This window comes from Guyparkeria halophila, assembly GCF_034479635.1.
GTDB classification, from domain to species: Bacteria; Pseudomonadota; Gammaproteobacteria; order Halothiobacillales; family Halothiobacillaceae; genus Guyparkeria; species Guyparkeria halophila.
The window spans coordinates 1,229,781-1,246,175 of sequence record NZ_CP140153.1; the positions used below are offsets into that span (position 1 = coordinate 1,229,781).

A 16,395-nucleotide genomic window follows, 5' to 3' on the forward strand; every position below is an offset into this window, starting at 1 on the left:
GGTAGGGGAGTCTAGCGCACCAATCCGACTTACAGGCCGATGATGCCGTACTCGGACAGGGTGGTTTCCCAGCGGCGCCAGTCAGGATAGGCGTCATCCATGACGGCGTAGAACCGGCGGTTGTGGCCGCGCTCGATCAGGTGGGCCAGTTCGTGAACGATCACGAGATCGATCGCCTCGAGCGGCATGCGGGCGAGTTCCAGGTTCAACCAGATGCGCCGCGCTTGGATATTGCAGGTGCCCCAGCGGGTCTTCATGCGGCGCACCCGCGATTCCGGCTGCGGCAGACTCATCCGGCTGGCCCACATCGATACCCGCGCGTCGAGATGGCCCTTGAGGAGCTGGCGGCAGTGCTCGCGCAGCCGCTGGCGGGCCGTCTGCTGATCGGGACCGGTCAGATGGACATGGCCCTCGGCGATCACCAGGCGCTCGCTACGCGGAACGTCGTCATCCGTCGCCCGCCAGGAGATCACATGTTCCTGGCCCAGCAGGTGGATTGAGTCGGGCAGGTTGGCTTCGGTGAGGATGGCCGGGCGTCGGGCCCGGCGCTCGCGTTGGGTGGCAATCCACCCGGCACGCGAGGTAACGAAGGCACGGATCGCCCGGTCGGAAACCCGTTTGGGGGCACTGACTCGCAGGCTGCCGTCCCTGGCATCCAGGCGCAGGTAAAGATGGCGAATCGCCTTGCGCTCGACCCGGATCGTCCCGAGCGAGTGGTCGAGCGTCTGTGGGCCGCGGGGGTGACGAGGGGCGAATAGATGGCGTGTCACGGGAGTCATGATGGGGGCAGTGTAACGGAGCCGATATTGAGGTGCCGGATCATGTGCCGGGCGAGGTGAACGAAGAGCGACTAGGCTGATCTAGATTGCCACGTGGCCTCAAGGCACGATGCCATTCATCGCTCAATCGACCTGCCTACGGGACTGCTTATGCTCAAGACCCTGCAAGCCCTGTTCTTCCCCGACGATCGGGGCAAGGAAACCGCCGTTGAAACTCGCGTCGATGCGGCCGTTGCCATTCTCTTGATGGAGGTGGCCAGAGCGGACTTCGATGTGGCCGACGACGAACTCGAGGTGATCCGCCGCACCCTGGTCGACGATTTCGCCATGGCGCGGGACGAGGCGGACGAACTGGTCCGTCATGCCGCGGCCGAGGTGGACGATTCGACCGGGTTCTTCCCGTTCGTTCGGGTGCTCAACGAGCAGCTCGGTTCCGACCAGAAGCGTCAGGTGGTGGAAACCCTCTGGCGGGTCGCCTATGCCGACGCCGGCAAGCACCATCTGGAAGAGTCGGTCATTCGTCAGATCGCCGATCTCCTGTACGTCCCGCACAGCGATTTCATCCGGGCCCGGCTACGCGCCGAAGAATCGGTTCCGCCCGACTGAGGTTTCCCGTTATACGTCCCGGCGCGGCCGGCAAAAAAAGGCCCCGCAACCGTCCGGTCGCGGGGCTTTCTCGTGCGGCTCTTCCGCCCGTCAGGTGCGGAACTGGTTGACCAGTACCTGTAGCTGTGAGGCCAGTCGTGCCAGTTCGTGGCTGGCCGTGGAGGTCTGCGCCCCGCCCTCGGCCGTCTGCGAGGCGGCCTCGTTGATGTTGGAGACGTTGCGGTTGATCTCCTCGGCCACCTGACCCTGTTCCTCGGCGGCCGAGGCGATCTGGTGGTTCATGTCGGTGATCGTCTCGATCGCGCGGGTGATGGTCACCAGCGACTGGCCGGCCTCGCGGGCCTGATCGGCGGTCTTGCGGGCGTGCACCTGGCTGCTCTGCATGGCGCCGACCGCCTGTTTCGAGCCGCCCTGGATGCTCTCGACCATCTCGCGGATCTCGAGGGTGGAGGCCTGGGTCTTGCTTGCGAGCGAACGGACTTCCTCGGCGACCACCGCGAAACCGCGGCCGTGTTCGCCCGCGCGAGCCGCCTCGATGGCGGCGTTGAGCGCCAGCAGGTTGGTCTGCTCGGCGATCTCGCGGATGACGTCGACCACCGTGCTGATCTTCTCGCTGGCCGATTCGAGGTTGCCGATGATGGTGCCGGCTTCTTCGATCTCGTCGGCCAGCGCCGCGACATGGTCGATCGTCTCGTTGACCACGCGCTGACCGTCCTTGGCCTCGTCGTCGGCATTCTGGGCGGCGTCGGCTGCACCGGAGGCGTTCTGCGCGATGTCCTGGACCGTGCTGGTCATCTCGTTCATCGCGGAGGCGACCATCTCGGTCTCCTCACGCTGGCGCTGGACGCCCTCGTTGGTGTCGGCCGTGATCTGCGAGAGCTCCTCGGCCGAGGCGGAGAGCTGGCTGGTGGAATTGGCGACCTCGTGAATCGAATCGCGCATCTTGCCGGCAAAGCGGTTGAAGGCGGCCGACAGGTCGGCAATCTCGTCGCGGCCGCTCTCGTCGAGCTTCTGGGTGAGATCGCCGTCACCGGCGGCAATGTCGTCCATGGCCCGTACGGTGCGGCGCAGCGGCCGCGTGATGCTGCGGGTGATCAGAAAGCCGATGATGGCGGCAATCGCTATCGCCACGGCCATCACCGAGATGACCTTGTTGCGTGCCGCGGCCTGGAGCTCGACGTACTCGCTGCGATCCATGCTTACCGCGAGCACGCCCACCGGATCGCCGGAGAAGTCGGCGATGGTATGGGCGTAGGTGACCGTGGGCGTTTCGCCCATGCTGTGTTCCCAGATAGTGGTTTCACCCTGGGCGGCACGCAGTTGGTCGGCATCAAGTGCGGCCGGGTCCTTGAGGGTCGAGCCGAAGGGCTCGAAGTTGCCGCCGTCGGTCTCGAGGTACAGGCCGATGTCGACGCCGTAGCCATTCTTGAACTTGTCGAAGAAGGGCTGGCCGAAACTCATACCGAACTCGACACTGCCCTGGTGCTCGCCCTGGTAGCTGATCGGCGAGATGCCGCGCATGCCGAGACCGGCGACGCCCCGTTCCAGCCCGCGCACGCGTTTGCCTTCATTGTTGGTCGCCAGGACGGTCTTGCGAAAGCCGGAGAGGTCGTCGCCGAACTTGGCCGGCTTGTGGGCGCGGAAGAACGACACGGCGGGCGCCAGGTGGAAGTGGAACTGGCGTGCGCCAAAGTTTTCCTTGAGCGGCGGGAAGATCGGCTGAGTCATTGCGGCGAGTCGCTCGCGATCGCGCTCGGCCATGGCCTGCCCGACGTCCGGGATGCGGGAAATGGCCACGCTCAGCGCCTCGGCCAGTCGGCCCTCGGCACCGATTTCCGCCTGCGCGCTCTCGAACAGCCCTCTAAGTTCGCGTTGCTGCGCCTGCTTGATGGTGGCGGAGAACTCGGTGATCACCAACGGGATGATCAGGGCGGCGATGAAGACGATAACCAGGGCAAAGCCAAGGGCGAGTCGAGCGCCGATGGTGAGGTTCTTGAACAGGGCAGGCATGGTTGGCTCCGTGACGGCGGCATTCGGTCGTGTCGATTTCGAGACACGGGACCGTTCAATCGGCAGGTGTCCCGCGTCCTTTAGCCCGAGCGTTTAGCTGGGGTAATGGTTCGCTGACTATCCATATCGGCCGGGTGCCGCGCGTGTCCCTGACCAGTCCCCTGGTGCGCAGCCCGTTGGAAGGTCGCGCACGTTAGCGAAATGCGATCGCGGAGTCCATTGTCCGGCTTGTTGCCGGCCGGCGACCGAACACTCGGTGCCCGACGGGGGGGCGAGATCAGCCGCCCTCGAGCTCCATCCAGCGTTCGAGGACCGCCTCGAGTTCCTGCTCGAGTTCGGTCACGCGGGCGAGGCTGCGCTCGATGTCGGCGGCATCGCCCTGATAGAAGGCGGGGTCGTTGATGGCGGTCTGCAGTTCGGCCTGTTCGGCCTCCAATGCCTCGAGCCGGCCGGGTAGGGCGTCGAGCTCGCGTTGATCCTTGTAGGAAAGCTTCTTGGCCTTCTTGGCTGGGGCCGCGGGCTTGGCAGGTGCCGGTTTGGCGCTGGCCCCGGATTTGGCCGTTGTCCGGTTCGATCCGACCGTACGCCGGGCGAGATAGTCCTCGTAACCGCCGAACACCTCCTCGATCTCGCCATCGCCCTTGAACACCAGCAGGCTGGTGACGACGTTGTCCAGAAACGCCCGGTCGTGGCTGACCAGCAGCAGGGTGCCGTTGTAGTCGGCGAGCGCCTGCTCGAGTACCTCGAGGGTCTCGAGGTCGAGATCGTTGGTGGGTTCGTCGAGCACCAGCAGGTTGGCGGGCTTGGCGAACAGCTTGGCCAGCAGCAGGCGGTTGCGCTCCCCGCCGGAGAGCAGTTCCACGCGGGTTCGGGCGCGTTCCGGGGTGAACAGGAACTGTTGCAGGTAACCGATGCCGTGCACATTGGACTCGCCGACCTGCAGGCGGTCGCCGCCGTCGCAGAGGTTCTCGATCGCGGTCCAGTCGTCGCGCAATTGGGCGCGATGCTGGTCGAAGTAGGCCACCTCGAGTTGCGTGCCCCGCTTGATGTGCCCGGCGGTCGGCTCGATCTGCCCCAGCAGCAGCTTGATCAGGGTGGACTTGCCGGCGCCATTGGGACCCACCAGCCCGACGCGATCGCCGCGCAGGATGGTGGTGGACAGATCGCGGATGACGGTCTTGTCGCCGAAGCTCACGTCGACGTGGTCCGTCTCGGCGATGATCTTGCCGGAGGTACGGCCCGAGTCGGCCGACAGGGCCACCTTGCCGGCCTTCTCGCGGCGTGCGGCCCGCTCGGCACGCAGCTTTTCCAGGTTGCGCACCCGGCCCTCGTTGCGCGTCCGGCGTGCCTTGATGCCCTGGCGAATCCAGACTTCCTCCTGGGCGAGCGTCTTGTCGAAACGCGCGTTCTCCTGCGCCTCCGCATTGGCGCGCTCCTCGACGCGGCGCAGGTAGTTGTCGTAATCGCCCGGCCAGGTGGTCAGGTTGCCGCGATCGAGCTCGATGATGCCGTTGGCCAGTCGCTTGAGGAACGCCCGGTCGTGGGTGATGAAGACCACCGCGCCGTTGAAACGCTTGACCAGCTCCTCCAACCACTCGATGCCGGCGATGTCGAGATGGTTGGTGGGCTCGTCGAGCAGCAGCAGCTCCGGCTCGAGCACCAGCGCCTGGCCGAGCAGGACGCGGCGGCGCTCGCCGCCGGACAGCCCGCGTACCGAGGCATCCGGGTCGAGCCCCAGCCGGGTGACGACCTCGTCGATCTTCTGTCCGGCCATCCAGCCGTCGCGGGTTTCCAGTTCGTGCTGCAGGGTCGACAGGCGATCGAGCGCTGCGTCGCTGTCGGCGTTCTGCACCAACTGGTGATATTCGGTGAGCACGTCGTGCAGGTCGCCCAGTCCCTCGGCGATCACGGAGTAGACCGAATCGTCGGTATCCAGATGCGGGTCCTGCGGCAGGTAGGCGACTCGTGCGCCCGGCTCGAGTCGGATCTGGCCGTCGTCGGCCCGCTGGATGCCGGCCAGCATCTTGAGGAAGGTGGACTTGCCCTCGCCGTTTCGGCCGATCAGCGCGAACTTGTCGCCACGCTCCATGGTGAGGTTGGCGTGGTCGAGCAGGACACGGTCGCCGATGGCGAATTGCAGGTTTTCTATGGTCAGAAGGGGCATAGGGATGGAGCTTGAATCTGGAGGCTGAAAGAGGCGGGCATTGTACGCGGTTGACGATGAGGTATCCGACTGTGTTCAGCGGCGGTCCCGGAAGAATGCGGTGAGCAGTTCGGCGGCCTCGGTCTCACAGGGGCCGGTATCGATGACGGGGCGGAAGTGGTGCCAGTCGGCGCGGTTGAGGTCGATGGCAGACCCGCAGGCGCCGGCGCGCGGGTCGGGGGCGGCGTAGACGATGCGACTGATGCGCGCGTGACAGGCGGCGGCCAGGCACATGGGGCAGGGCTCGAGGGTGACGTAGAGGGTGCAGTCGTCCAGGCGGTAATTTCCCAACCGTTCCCCCGCGTCGCGCATGGCCAGGATCTCGGCATGGGCGCTGGGGTCGTGCAGGCCCACCGGGCGATTGTGACCGCGGCCGATTGTCGTGTCGTTGGCATCCACCACGATGGCGCCGACTGGCACCTCGCCGAGCATGATCGAGCGTCGGGCCAGTACCAGGCACTCCCGCATGTGGCTTCGGTCGCGGCCCGTCATCGTTTGCCGGGGCGGGGAGCCAGCGTCATTCCCACTCGATCGTTCCGGGCGGCTTGCCGGTGACGTCGTAGACGACCCGCGAGATGCCGCGAACCTCGTTGACGATGCGCAGCGAGACCTTTTCCAGGAACTCGTAGGGCAGGCGGGCCCAGCGGGCGGTCATGAAGTCGATGGTCTCCACGGCCCGCAGGGCGACGACGTAGTCGTAGCGTCGGCCATCGCCCATCACGCCCACCGAGCGCACCGGCAGGAACACGGCGAAGGCCTGCGACACCTGGTCGTAGAGCCCGGCCTCGCGCAGCTCGTGGATGAAGATCGCATCGGCGCGTCGCAGCAGCTCGGCGTATTCGTGCTTGACTTCGCCGAGGATGCGCACGCCCAGGCCCGGGCCGGGGAAGGGGTGGCGCATGATCATTTCGCTGGGCAGACCGAGTTCCAGGCCGATCTGGCGGACCTCGTCCTTGAACAGCTCGCGCAGCGGTTCGACCAGGCCCAGCTTCATGTGCTCGGGCAGGCCGCCGACGTTGTGGTGCGACTTGATCACGTGCGCCTTGCCGGTCTTGGAGCCGGCCGATTCGATCACGTCGGGGTAGATGGTGCCCTGGGCCAGCCACTGGGCGTTTTCCCGTTTGCCGGCCTCCTCGTCGAAGATGTCGATGAAGGTGTTGCCGATGATCTTGCGCTTGATCTCCGGGTCGGCCTCGCCGGCCAGACGGCCGAGGAACTGGTCTTCGGCATCCACGCGGATGACGCGTACGCCCAGGTGCTCGGCGAAGGTACGCATTACCTGGTCGCCTTCGCCCTCACGCAAGAGGCCGTTGTCGACGAAGATGCAGGTGAGCTGGTCGCCGATGGCGCGGTGGAGCAGGGCGGCGACCACGGAGGAGTCCACGCCGCCGGACAGCCCGAGGATCACCTCCTCGTCGCCGACCTTCTCCTGGACCTGCTCGATCATGGTCTCGATGATGGCATCCGAGCGCCACAGCCCTTGTGTGCCGCAGATCTCGCGGACGAAGCGATGGATGATGCGCCCGCCCTGACGGGTGTGGGTGACCTCGGGGTGGAACTGCAGCCCGTAGAAATGACGTGACTCGTCGGCCATGCCGGCGATCGGCGCGTTGTCCGACGAGGCCATCAGCTTGAAGCCCTCCGGCAGCGCGACGACGTGGTCACCGTGGCTCATCCAGACATCCAGCATGCCAAAGCCTTCCTCGGTGACCTCGTCCTCGATGTCCTTCAATAGCGCGGTGTGGCCACGGGCCCGCACCTTGGCAAAACCGAACTCCTGATGACTGGCGTTCTCGACCTTGCCGCCCAGCTGGGCGGCCATGGTCTGCATGCCGTAGCAGATGCCCAGCACCGGCACGTCGAGGGTAAAGACCATCTCGGGGGCGGCCGGGGCGTTCTGCGGGTCGATCACCGACTCGGGCCCCCCGGAGAGGATGATGCCGGTGGGGTTGAAGTCGCGCACGAAGGCGTTGTCGACATCCCAGGAATGGATCTCGCAATAGACCCGTGACTCGCGCACGCGCCGGGCGATCAGCTGCGTGTACTGCGAGCCGAAATCCAGGATCAGGATGCGCTCGGCGTGGATATCGGGGTGCGGGATGGTCGAGGAAGCGGTCATCGTGAGGTCCGTGTTGTTCAGGCAAGGGCCGAATGACCCTGTAACAAGTCGACCCGGCGGGCAAGGCCGGGTCGATTAGGAGTTCGGCGCCCCGCAGGGCGCGGGACAGGATCAGGTCCGGTAGTTCGGGCTTTCCTTGGTGATCGACACGTTGTGGACGTGCGACTCGAGCATCCCGGCGTTGGTGATACGCACGAACTGCGGCAGCTTGCGCATCGTGTCGATATCCTTGGCGCCGACGTAGCCCATCGAGGCACGCAGCCCGCCGATCATCTGGTGCACGATGGCAACCAGGGACCCCTTGTAGGGCACGCGACCCTCGATGCCTTCCGGGACGAGCTTCTCGGCGGATTCCTCGGCCTGGAAGTAGCGGTCGGAGGAGCCCTGCTGCATGGCACCCAGCGAGCCCATGCCGCGGTAGGACTTGTAGGAGCGACCCTGGAAGAGCTCGACCTCGCCGGGCGACTCCTCGGTGCCGGCCAGCATGGAGCCGACCATGACCGAGTGCGCGCCGGCGGCCATCGCCTTGGCGAAGTCACCGGAGAAGCGCACGCCGCCATCGGCGATGACGGGCACGTCGACGCCCTTCAGAGCGTCGGCTACGTTGGAGATGGCGGTGATCTGCGGCACGCCGACGCCCGCGACGATACGGGTGGTGCAGATCGAACCGGGGCCGATGCCGACCTTGACCGCATCGGCGCCAGCCTCGACCAGGTCGAGCGCCGCCTGTGCGGTGGCGATGTTGCCGCCGATCACATCGACCTGCGGATAACGGCCCTTGATCCAGGCCACCCGGTCGAGCACGCCCTTGCTGTGACCGTGGGCGGTATCCACCACGATCACGTCAACGCCGGCGGCCACCAGCGCCTCGATCCGTTCCTCGGTGTCACCGCCGGTGCCGACGGCCGCGCCGACGCGCAGTTGCCCGGAGGCATCCTTGCAGGCGTTGGGGTAGTCGGTGGACTTCTGGATGTCCTTGACGGTGATCATGCCGCGCAGCTCGAAGCCGCCGTTGACCACCAGCACCTTCTCGATGCGATGCTTGTGGAGCAGGGTTTCGACTTCCTTGCGGCTGGCACCTTCCTTGACGGTCACCAGTTGTTCCTTGCCGGTCATGATCTGGGCGACGGCCTGATCGAGATTCTGCTCGAAGCGCAGATCGCGGCTGGTGACGATGCCGACCAGATGGCCTTCGCTGACGACGGGTACGCCACTGATGGCGTGGTCGCGGGTGATCTTGAGCACGTCGCGGATGCTGGTGTCCGGCGTGACGGTGATCGGATCCTTGATGACGCCGGATTCGTGCTTCTTCACCCGGCGTACATTCTCGGCCTGCTGGGCGACCGACATGCTCTTGTGGATGATCCCCACGCCCCCTTCCTGGGCCAGCGCGATCGCGAGACGCGCCTCAGTGACCGTATCCATCGCTGCGGAGATCAGCGGAATGTTGATTTCGATATTGCGGGTCAGGCGGGTGACGAGCGAGACGTCCCGGGGCAGCACCGAGGAGCGGGCCGGGATGAGCAACACGTCGTCGAAGGTGAGACCTTCCTCGAGGATTCGCATGGTTGGGGGGCTCTTGCGGATGGTAGAAAGTGTCCGCGCAATTATAGTGGCCTGCGCCCGATGGGTAAACGTCCGGATGCGTCAGTAACCTCGCAGGTACTATCCGAATGCGGTTTTGGCGGCATAAGGAACCTCGGCACGATTAGCAATGCCACTCTGGCTTGGTGAGTGGCCCGCCTTCAAGGCGCGGCGTCGCCGGCGTGCTGGCGGCCACGCCAAGATGGCGCAACGCGGAAGGGGGGTGACTCGGCAAGCTCCGCAGGGCGTGCCTTGAGCCGGACACCTGCGGCGTTGCCGTCCTTGACAAGGGACTCACCCTTGCGCGACGGACGGTCGCCTTGCATCTGTCCGGCTCAAGGCGCGCAGAGCCGTATTGCTAATCGTGCCGAGGTTCCAGGGGGTTGTTGGCATCCCGAGTTTGATTGCGCTAAAGTCGGACTCGCTACCAGAGCAAACCACCTAGGAGGCAGTAAATAATGATTAAAACAGCACGCGTTGTTGCCGCAGCAGCGGGCTTTGCCCTGATCGGTACCGCCGGCATGGCGAACGCCGCCAGCATGGAAGACTACGAGCAGGCCAAGCAGGAAGCCCAGGCGGCTATCCAGGCCGTTGAAGAGCAGGGCTACGCAGCCTGGAGCCCGCATCCGAAGAGCGCCCTTTTCGGCGAAGCCGACAAGCTGGCCAAGAAAGGCGAGTACGACAAGGCCATCGAGAAGGCCGAGTACATCGAATCGCTGCAGGCACTGGCCGAGAAGCAATGGGAAACTCAGGACGCCGGTCCGTACAACGGCTGGTAAGGGCCTGATGGTCCCGGCCAACCCCGGTGGGTTGGCCTACCGCTAGAAACAGCAAGCTTTCCCGGGCCGCGAGCGTCGTTCGCGGCCTTTTTCGTGCCGCCCTCGGATCAGACCCGAGCGCGGTATTGTTGCCTGATCACGGATCGCGCCCATGTCGTCTCCCACCGGATCGACCGCCCTGTCGGTCACCCAGATCAACAAGCAGGCCGGCGATCTGCTCGGCCAGGTCTTCGGCATGGTCGAGGTGGTCGGTGAGATCAGCGAACACAAGCGGGCCGCCTCCGGTCATCATTATTTTGCGCTCAAGGATGATCGCTCGCAGTTGCGCTGCGCCTTCTTTCGCGGCAACGCCCAGCGCTGCGCCCATCCACTGCGCGAGGGCGAGGAGGTGGTCGCGACCGGCCGGCTGGGCATCTACACCGAGCGCGGCGCCTATCAGCTGATCGTCCAGTCGATCGCGCCGGCCGGCGAGGGGCGCCTGGCCGCCGAGTTCGAACGGCTCAAGCAACGCCTGCTGACCGAGGGGATGTTTGCGCCCGAACACAAGCGGGCGACGCCGGCATTGCCGCGCCATATCGCGGTGATCTCCTCGGACACCGGCGCGGCGATCCACGACGTGCGCGTGACCCTGGCACGACGTTTTCCACTCGCCCGGGTCACCTTGTTCCCGGTTCGGGTGCAGGGTAGTGAGTCGGCGGGCGAGTTGCGCGAGGCGGTATCGCAACTCACCGGTGACGTCTTCGATGTCGCCCTGATCGTGCGCGGCGGTGGGTCGTTGTCGGATCTCTGGTCCTTCAACGACGAGACGCTGGTGCGTGCCTTGTACGACTGCCCGGTACCCGTGATCAGTGGCGTCGGCCACGAGACCGACACCACGCTCTGTGATCTGGTCGCGGATCGGCGTGCGGCCACCCCGACCGGGGCCGCTGAACTCGCCACGCCGATCACGACCAGTGACATGCGCCAGCAGGTCCGGCGGTGGGCCGATCTGGGCCGGATGCGCTGGCAAGGACGGTTGCAGGCCGAGTCGCAACGTCTTGACGGACTGACACGACGGCTGGATCGCGGCGGGCCGGTCGAGCAGCTGCGTTTTGGCCGGTATCGACTGGCCGCCCTGAACTCGCCGCTGCGACACGGTATCGAGCGACGCGTCGCCCATGGCCGCGAACGTGCCCATGGTTTGCGCCGACGTCTGGAGGGTGCCCATCCTCGGCGGCGGCTTGAAGGACTCAGGGAGCAGCTGGTGGGGCCGGCGAGTCGGTTGCATCGCTCCCTCGCCGCTGTCACCGCCGTCGAACGTGAGCGCATCACCACGTTCTCCCGGCGCCTGCTGGTGAGCCGAGAGCGCCTGATCCCTCGGTGGCGAGCCCGACTTGATGTCGCCCGGCTTGATCCCCGCGACTTCGAACGGCGCCTGAATGCGGAGCGCACGCGTCTAGCCGGCCTGTCCCGTCAGCTGGAGGCCCTCGGCCCCCGTCAGGTCCAGCAGCGGGGATATGCCCTGATCGAGACGCGCGGTGAGCGCCGAGGCGACGGTTCGGGTGTGTTGATCAAGCGGGCGGCGGAGGTCGAGCGGCTGGGTGGGGCGACCGGTCGATTGCCACTGACCATTCGGTTCGTTGACGGCGACGTGGCGGTGGAGTGGACGAGGCCGCCCCCCAGCCAGTCGTCCTCGTCCGCCTGACGGCCGGATCACGGGGGGGCTGATTGCCCGTTGGCGTGTTTTGGGTCGACAAGCCGATCGATCAGGTCGGTGAACGGCGCTCCATGGCCTCCAGCTGTTCCTCGATCCACTGACGCGCCGGCACGGGGCGGGCAAAGCAGAAACCCTGGAATCGGGTGCAGTCGTTGGCCTTGAGATAGTCGAACTGTTCGCAGGTCTCCACGCCCTCGGCAACCACGTCGATGCCGAGGCGGTTGGCCATGGCGAGGATGGCCTCGACCATGGCCGTGTCACCCGGCGTGCCGGGGACGTCGTCGACGAAGCTCTTGTCGAGCTTGATCTCGCTTAAGGGCAGGCGCTTTAGGTAGGCGAACGAGGAATAGCCGGTACCGAAATCGTCGATCGAAAAGGACAGGCCCAGGGCAGCCAGCGCGCGCATTCGAGCGATGGCATCGTCGGCGTGGCTGACCAGCATGTTCTCGGTGATCTCGATCATCAGGTGTGATGGATCGATGCCGGTCTGATCGATGGTATGGCGTACGCGGTCGACGAAGTCGGGGGTGTGGAACTGGCGGGGGCTGACGTTCACCGAGATGTTGAGGCCGGTATGCCCGGGCGGTGTGGACTGCTCCAGACCATGCAGCAGGTGGCAGGCCTCGTTGAGCACCCATTCGCCGATGGCGATGATCTGACCGGATTCCTCGGCCACCGGGATGAATTCCCCCGGGGAGACCAGTCCGCGAACCGGGTGACGCCAGCGCAGCAGTACTTCCGCACCGATTACCCGTTCGTCACGGTCAAGCTGTGATTGCAGGTGCAGTTCGAACTCGCCGCGCTCCAGGGCGAGCTTGAGTTCCTGTTCGAGTCGATAGCGACGGGTGACCGACTCGACCATGCCGGACTCGAAGTTGACCAGGTTGTTCCGGCCCGCCCGCTTCGCCTGGTACATCGCGATATCCGCCTCGCGTACCAGTTCTTCCGCGCTGTCCACCTTGCCGGCGAACAACGTCAGGCCGACGCTCGCGGTGGCCAGGTGACGGAATTCCTCGAACTCGAATGGCTGCCCCATGGCATGGCGCAGCTTGTCGGCGAGTATCGTCGCGGCCTGGCGGGCCCCGTGGATGTCGTGCGCCATTTCGGGAATCAGCACCAGGAATTCGTCGCCACCCAGGCGGGCGACCGTGTCGGTATCGCGGACCAGGCCGGACAGCCGTCGCGCGACTTCCATCAGGACCTGGTCGCCGAGCGCGTGACCGTAGAGGTCGTTGATCTGCTTGAATTCGTCCAGGTCGACGAAGAGCAGCGTCCCGACGCCGCCATGGCGTTTGCGTTGCCGGATGGCTTGATCGACCCGATCGAGCAGCAGGGCGCGGTTGGGCAGGTCGGTCAAGCCGTCGTGATAGGCCAGCCGCTCGAGCTGGGCGGCGGTTTCCTTATCCGCCGTAACATCGATGCATTGCCCCATGAAACCGAGGAACTCGCCCCGGCTGTTGAAGCGAGGCGTACCCTTGGCCAGCAACCAGCGGTATTCGCCACTGCGATGGCGCAATCGATATTCACGCGTAAACGAGACCCGGCGCTCGTAGGCTGAGACGATCACCTGTTGCAGGGCGGGCAGGTCGTCGGGATGGACGGCCTGCTGCCAATCGTCGTTCAATGCCTGGTTGGGAGCCAGGCCGGTGAAGGTCAGCCAGGGACGATTGACGTAGTCGCGCTTGCCGTCGAGATCGGCCGTCCAGATCAGTGCCTGGCCGTTGTCGGCCAGCGTGCGGAAGTGCTGTTCGCTCTCGGCAAGCGCTTCGCGCAGGCGATATTCCTGGCTCATGTCGTGGAAGACGAGGACCACGCCGACCAGCGAGCCGTCGTCATGCTGGATCGGTGCGGCGCTGTCGGCGATATGGTGGCGATTGCCATGGCGATCGGTGAGCACGGTGTGGTTCGCCAGCCCCACCAGGGTGCCTTCGGCGAGCACCTGGCGGATCGGGATCGCCACCGGACGGTCGTCATTGGCATGGCAAATCACGAAGACCGCCTCGATGGACTTGCCGATCGCCTCCTCGCGCGACCAGCCGGTCAGCCTTTCCGCCACCGGGTTCATCAGCGTGATCATGCCGTCAAGATCGGTGGCGATCAGGCCATCACCGATCGAGTCGAGGGTGACGGCGAGACGTTTTTCGCTTTGCAGCAGTTGATCGCGCGCCTCGCCGATCGCACGTGCCATGGCATTGAAGCCCTGGGCCACGGCAGCGATTTCGCTGCAGCCGCGCTCGGGCAGACGGACGTCGAGGTTGCCCTGACGCAGGCGCATTGCCGCATCACGCAGGCGTCCCAGCGGGCGGGTGATCTGGCTGTTGAGCACCCAGGCGGTCAGCAGGATGATCAGTAGCATCACGCCGGCCTCGGGGAGCCGCGCGAGGATGGCCTCGTTGCGGATGCGGGCGAGCGAGGCGGTCAGGTCCATGCGCACGCAGACCACGCCCCGGCTTTCCGAGCGTGGGCGGCCGGAAAGGCCGGGCAATTCGAAGGATTGCAACGCCCGAAGGGTCTGTTCCTCGTCGAGTCGGTTGAGGTTGGGTAAGCGCTGATCCTGTTGATCGATAAAGGCGGTGAGGTCGAGCTCGGCAAACAGCTCATCGACCGGTTTGCCTTGCCAGGTTTGGTAGGGCGATACCAGCACCTCGCGATCGGGTCCGATGGCGATCAGCATGTCGACGCGTGGATCGGTCAGGATGCTGCTGACACGAGCCTTGAGTAGGCCGGTGCCTTCCAGCCCGCCTTGCTCGATGGTGCGTGCGATCTCGGTGGTGTAGCCGAGCAACCGCTGGCTCGAGTCGGCCATGAAGATGGCCGAGCGATTGTGGATGCCGTTGATCAGCGAGACGGCCGTGATCAGGAGGAACAGCAAGCTCAGGCCCAGCGGGACCATCAGTCGCAGGGAGAGCCGCGGCAACGTCATGGCCCCTCCGGCAGGAAGCCCGCCGTGGCGAGGTTCGACAGGTCGGGAACCTGCTCGATCAGCGCGTTGGATTGCATGATCTCGGCGACGGTGATGGCCGCCTCGCGCAGCGGCGTGGCGGGTGGCTTCAGCCAGGCATGATTGTCGGCGAGGCTCAACAGGGCGATCCCTTCATAGGCCAGCGCCGTGCCCTCGACGGTCAGTCCCAGCCGCGGTGCCATCAGGCGATGGGCGCGTCCGGGGCTCGACTGGATCACGGCCAGGGACTCGAAATAGGCCGTCAGCAGGTCGGTGAGTGCCCGTGGCTGATGGTTGACGGCATGGTCGCTGACCGCCAGCACGTCGACGATCAGGCCCGGGAACGCACTGCTGTCGTGAAGGCGGGTGGCACCGAGGGCGGCCAGCCGCGAGGCGAACGGCTCGTAACTGATCACCGCGTCGATGGCGCCTTCCTGGTAGGCGGACAGCTGGCCACTGCCAATGACGGGTACGCGGATCACGTCTTCGGGGGTGAGACCGGTCGCCTCGAGCGACTTTCTCAGCATCAGGGCGCCGGCGGCGGTCTCTTCCACGCCGATACGTCGGCCGGCCAGGTCCTCGAGTCGATCGATACCGGGACGCGCCATGACCACGTCGGCGCCCTGGGAGGTGTCGAACACAAGGGCGATGCGTACCGGGATGCCGCCGGCACGGGCGAGGATGAATTCGTCGAGAGTGAGCGTGGCGACCTCGACTTCACCGGAGGCCAGCTGCATCAGGCTGTTGGTATTGGAGGGGGACTCGATCAGGCGGATGCGGTCGGGGGGCAGCAGGTCGAGTTCGCGGGCGAGGAACAGCGGTTCGTAACCGACCCAGGTGATGCCGGAGACCCGCAGTAGTGGTTCTCGGCCTTCACAACCCAGCAGGGCGGCGAGCGGGGCGAGTGCACCGGTGACGAGAAACTGCCTGCGTTCCATGGCAGATGCCCTCCCTGTGGGGCGTCGTTGTCCTTGTCCGACCTACCGCCGTTGCCGCGATCTCATGGAAGCCGCGGTGGCCGATTTACCCCCTTGTCCGCCGGGACTCGGCGGCGTCAACAGGCCGGCTCAGAAATCCTCGGGGTGGTTTCCTGCCAACTGTAGCTCATTGGCCTCTGCGGCGCGTCCCCCGCCAACGTACTTGCGAGCCCAGAATACGTTGTCGAGGCTGGCGAACGAGACCGTCTTGCCGCTTGACGGGGCGTGGATGAAACGCTCGCCGCCGACGTAGATGCCGACGTGGTCCACGCGCTTGCCGTTGAGCCGGAAGAAGACCAGGTCGCCCGGACGCAGCGCGTTGCGCTTGATGCGGGTGGTGGCGCGGTATTGCTGGAAGGAGGTGCGCGGCAGGTTGATGCTTGCCGCCTGGTAGGCGTGTTGGGTCAGGCCGCTGCAGTCAAAGCCGTTCTCGGCCGATTCGCCGCCCCAGCGGTAGGGGGTGCCCAGTTGAGCGACCGCCTGAATGACGGCCTCAATGGCACGCGGGTGCATGCCGGAAAGCGTGTCGATGGTTTCGAGCGGGTTGTAGGGCAGCTCACGGCGGCGTTGGGCCTCCGCGAGCAGCGCCGCCGCTTCGTCGGCCTGGCTGGCGTGCTCATTGCCCGGGCCGTACCCCGGCTGGCTGGCGCAACCACTGCCAAGGGCCACGGCGCTCGCCAGCAACACCCAGCCGGCTAGGT

12 protein-coding genes are annotated in these 16,395 nt (G+C 65.8%); 3 read left to right on the forward strand and 9 right to left on the reverse strand.

Going from position 1 to position 16,395, the window contains the following annotated elements:
- Positions 1-29: 29 nt before the first annotated feature.
- A complete protein-coding gene (locus tag SR882_RS05685) occupies positions 30-770 on the reverse strand; it encodes a M48 family metallopeptidase (RefSeq protein ID WP_322520293.1) in 741 nt (246 codons plus the stop codon).
- 159 nt (positions 771-929) lie between these two features.
- Here SR882_RS05685 and SR882_RS05690 point away from each other — a divergent pair, with 159 nt between their 5' ends.
- Positions 930-1,385, forward strand: coding sequence for a tellurite resistance TerB family protein (locus tag SR882_RS05690; protein WP_322520294.1), 456 nt, complete (start codon positions 930-932; stop codon positions 1,383-1,385).
- A gap of 90 nt (positions 1,386-1,475) precedes the next feature.
- Here SR882_RS05690 and SR882_RS05695 read toward each other — a convergent pair whose 3' ends face one another.
- From SR882_RS05695 to guaB, 5 genes are all read right to left on the reverse strand, one after another.
- On the reverse strand, positions 1,476-3,395 hold the full coding sequence (locus SR882_RS05695; RefSeq protein WP_322520295.1) for a methyl-accepting chemotaxis protein: 1,920 nt from the start codon (positions 3,393-3,395) through the stop codon (positions 1,476-1,478).
- A 277-nt stretch (positions 3,396-3,672) separates the two neighbouring features.
- A complete protein-coding gene (locus SR882_RS05700) occupies positions 3,673-5,559 on the reverse strand; it encodes an ATP-binding cassette domain-containing protein (RefSeq protein ID WP_322520296.1) in 1,887 nt (628 codons plus the stop codon).
- Between the two features lie 75 nt (positions 5,560-5,634).
- Positions 5,635-6,066, reverse strand: coding sequence for a tRNA adenosine(34) deaminase TadA (gene tadA / locus SR882_RS05705; RefSeq protein WP_407653294.1), 432 nt, complete (start codon positions 6,064-6,066; stop codon positions 5,635-5,637).
- A 49-nt stretch (positions 6,067-6,115) separates the two neighbouring features.
- Positions 6,116-7,717 (reverse strand): glutamine-hydrolyzing GMP synthase, encoded by a 1,602-nt coding sequence (gene guaA, locus SR882_RS05710; protein WP_322520298.1) that lies wholly within the window; start codon positions 7,715-7,717, stop codon positions 6,116-6,118.
- Positions 7,718-7,828: 111 nt separating this feature from the next.
- Positions 7,829-9,283 carry an IMP dehydrogenase gene (gene guaB, locus SR882_RS05715; protein ID WP_322520299.1) on the reverse strand — a complete coding sequence of 485 codons (1,455 nt, stop codon included), beginning with the start codon at positions 9,281-9,283 and terminating at the stop codon, positions 7,829-7,831.
- Between the two features lie 476 nt (positions 9,284-9,759).
- Here guaB and SR882_RS05720 point away from each other — a divergent pair, with 476 nt between their 5' ends.
- Together SR882_RS05720 and xseA are read left to right on the forward strand one after the other, a co-directional pair.
- A complete protein-coding gene (locus tag SR882_RS05720) occupies positions 9,760-10,080 on the forward strand; it encodes a hypothetical protein (RefSeq protein ID WP_322520300.1) in 321 nt (106 codons plus the stop codon).
- A 151-nt stretch (positions 10,081-10,231) separates the two neighbouring features.
- Positions 10,232-11,764: an exodeoxyribonuclease VII large subunit gene (xseA, locus tag SR882_RS05725; protein WP_322520301.1), complete on the forward strand. Its 1,533-nt coding sequence runs from the start codon at positions 10,232-10,234 to the stop codon at positions 11,762-11,764.
- A 61-nt stretch (positions 11,765-11,825) separates the two neighbouring features.
- On the opposite strand, the gene SR882_RS05730 is transcribed toward xseA, so the two are convergent.
- The 3 genes from SR882_RS05730 to SR882_RS05740 form a co-directional block, all read right to left on the reverse strand.
- The gene (locus SR882_RS05730) at positions 11,826-14,699 is read right to left on the reverse strand and encodes a bifunctional diguanylate cyclase/phosphodiesterase (RefSeq protein WP_322520302.1); all 2,874 of its coding nucleotides are present in this window, start codon (positions 14,697-14,699) and stop codon (positions 11,826-11,828) included.
- Positions 14,696-15,655 carry an ABC transporter substrate-binding protein gene (locus tag SR882_RS05735; RefSeq protein WP_322520303.1) on the reverse strand — a complete coding sequence of 320 codons (960 nt, stop codon included), beginning with the start codon at positions 15,653-15,655 and terminating at the stop codon, positions 14,696-14,698. Before SR882_RS05735 ends, SR882_RS05730 begins: the two co-directional genes overlap by 4 nt.
- Before the next feature lie 129 nt (positions 15,656-15,784).
- Entirely contained in the window at positions 15,785-16,363 is a 579-nt protein-coding gene (locus tag SR882_RS05740) for a C40 family peptidase (protein WP_322520304.1), read from the reverse strand.
- Positions 16,364-16,395: the final 32 nt, after the last annotated feature.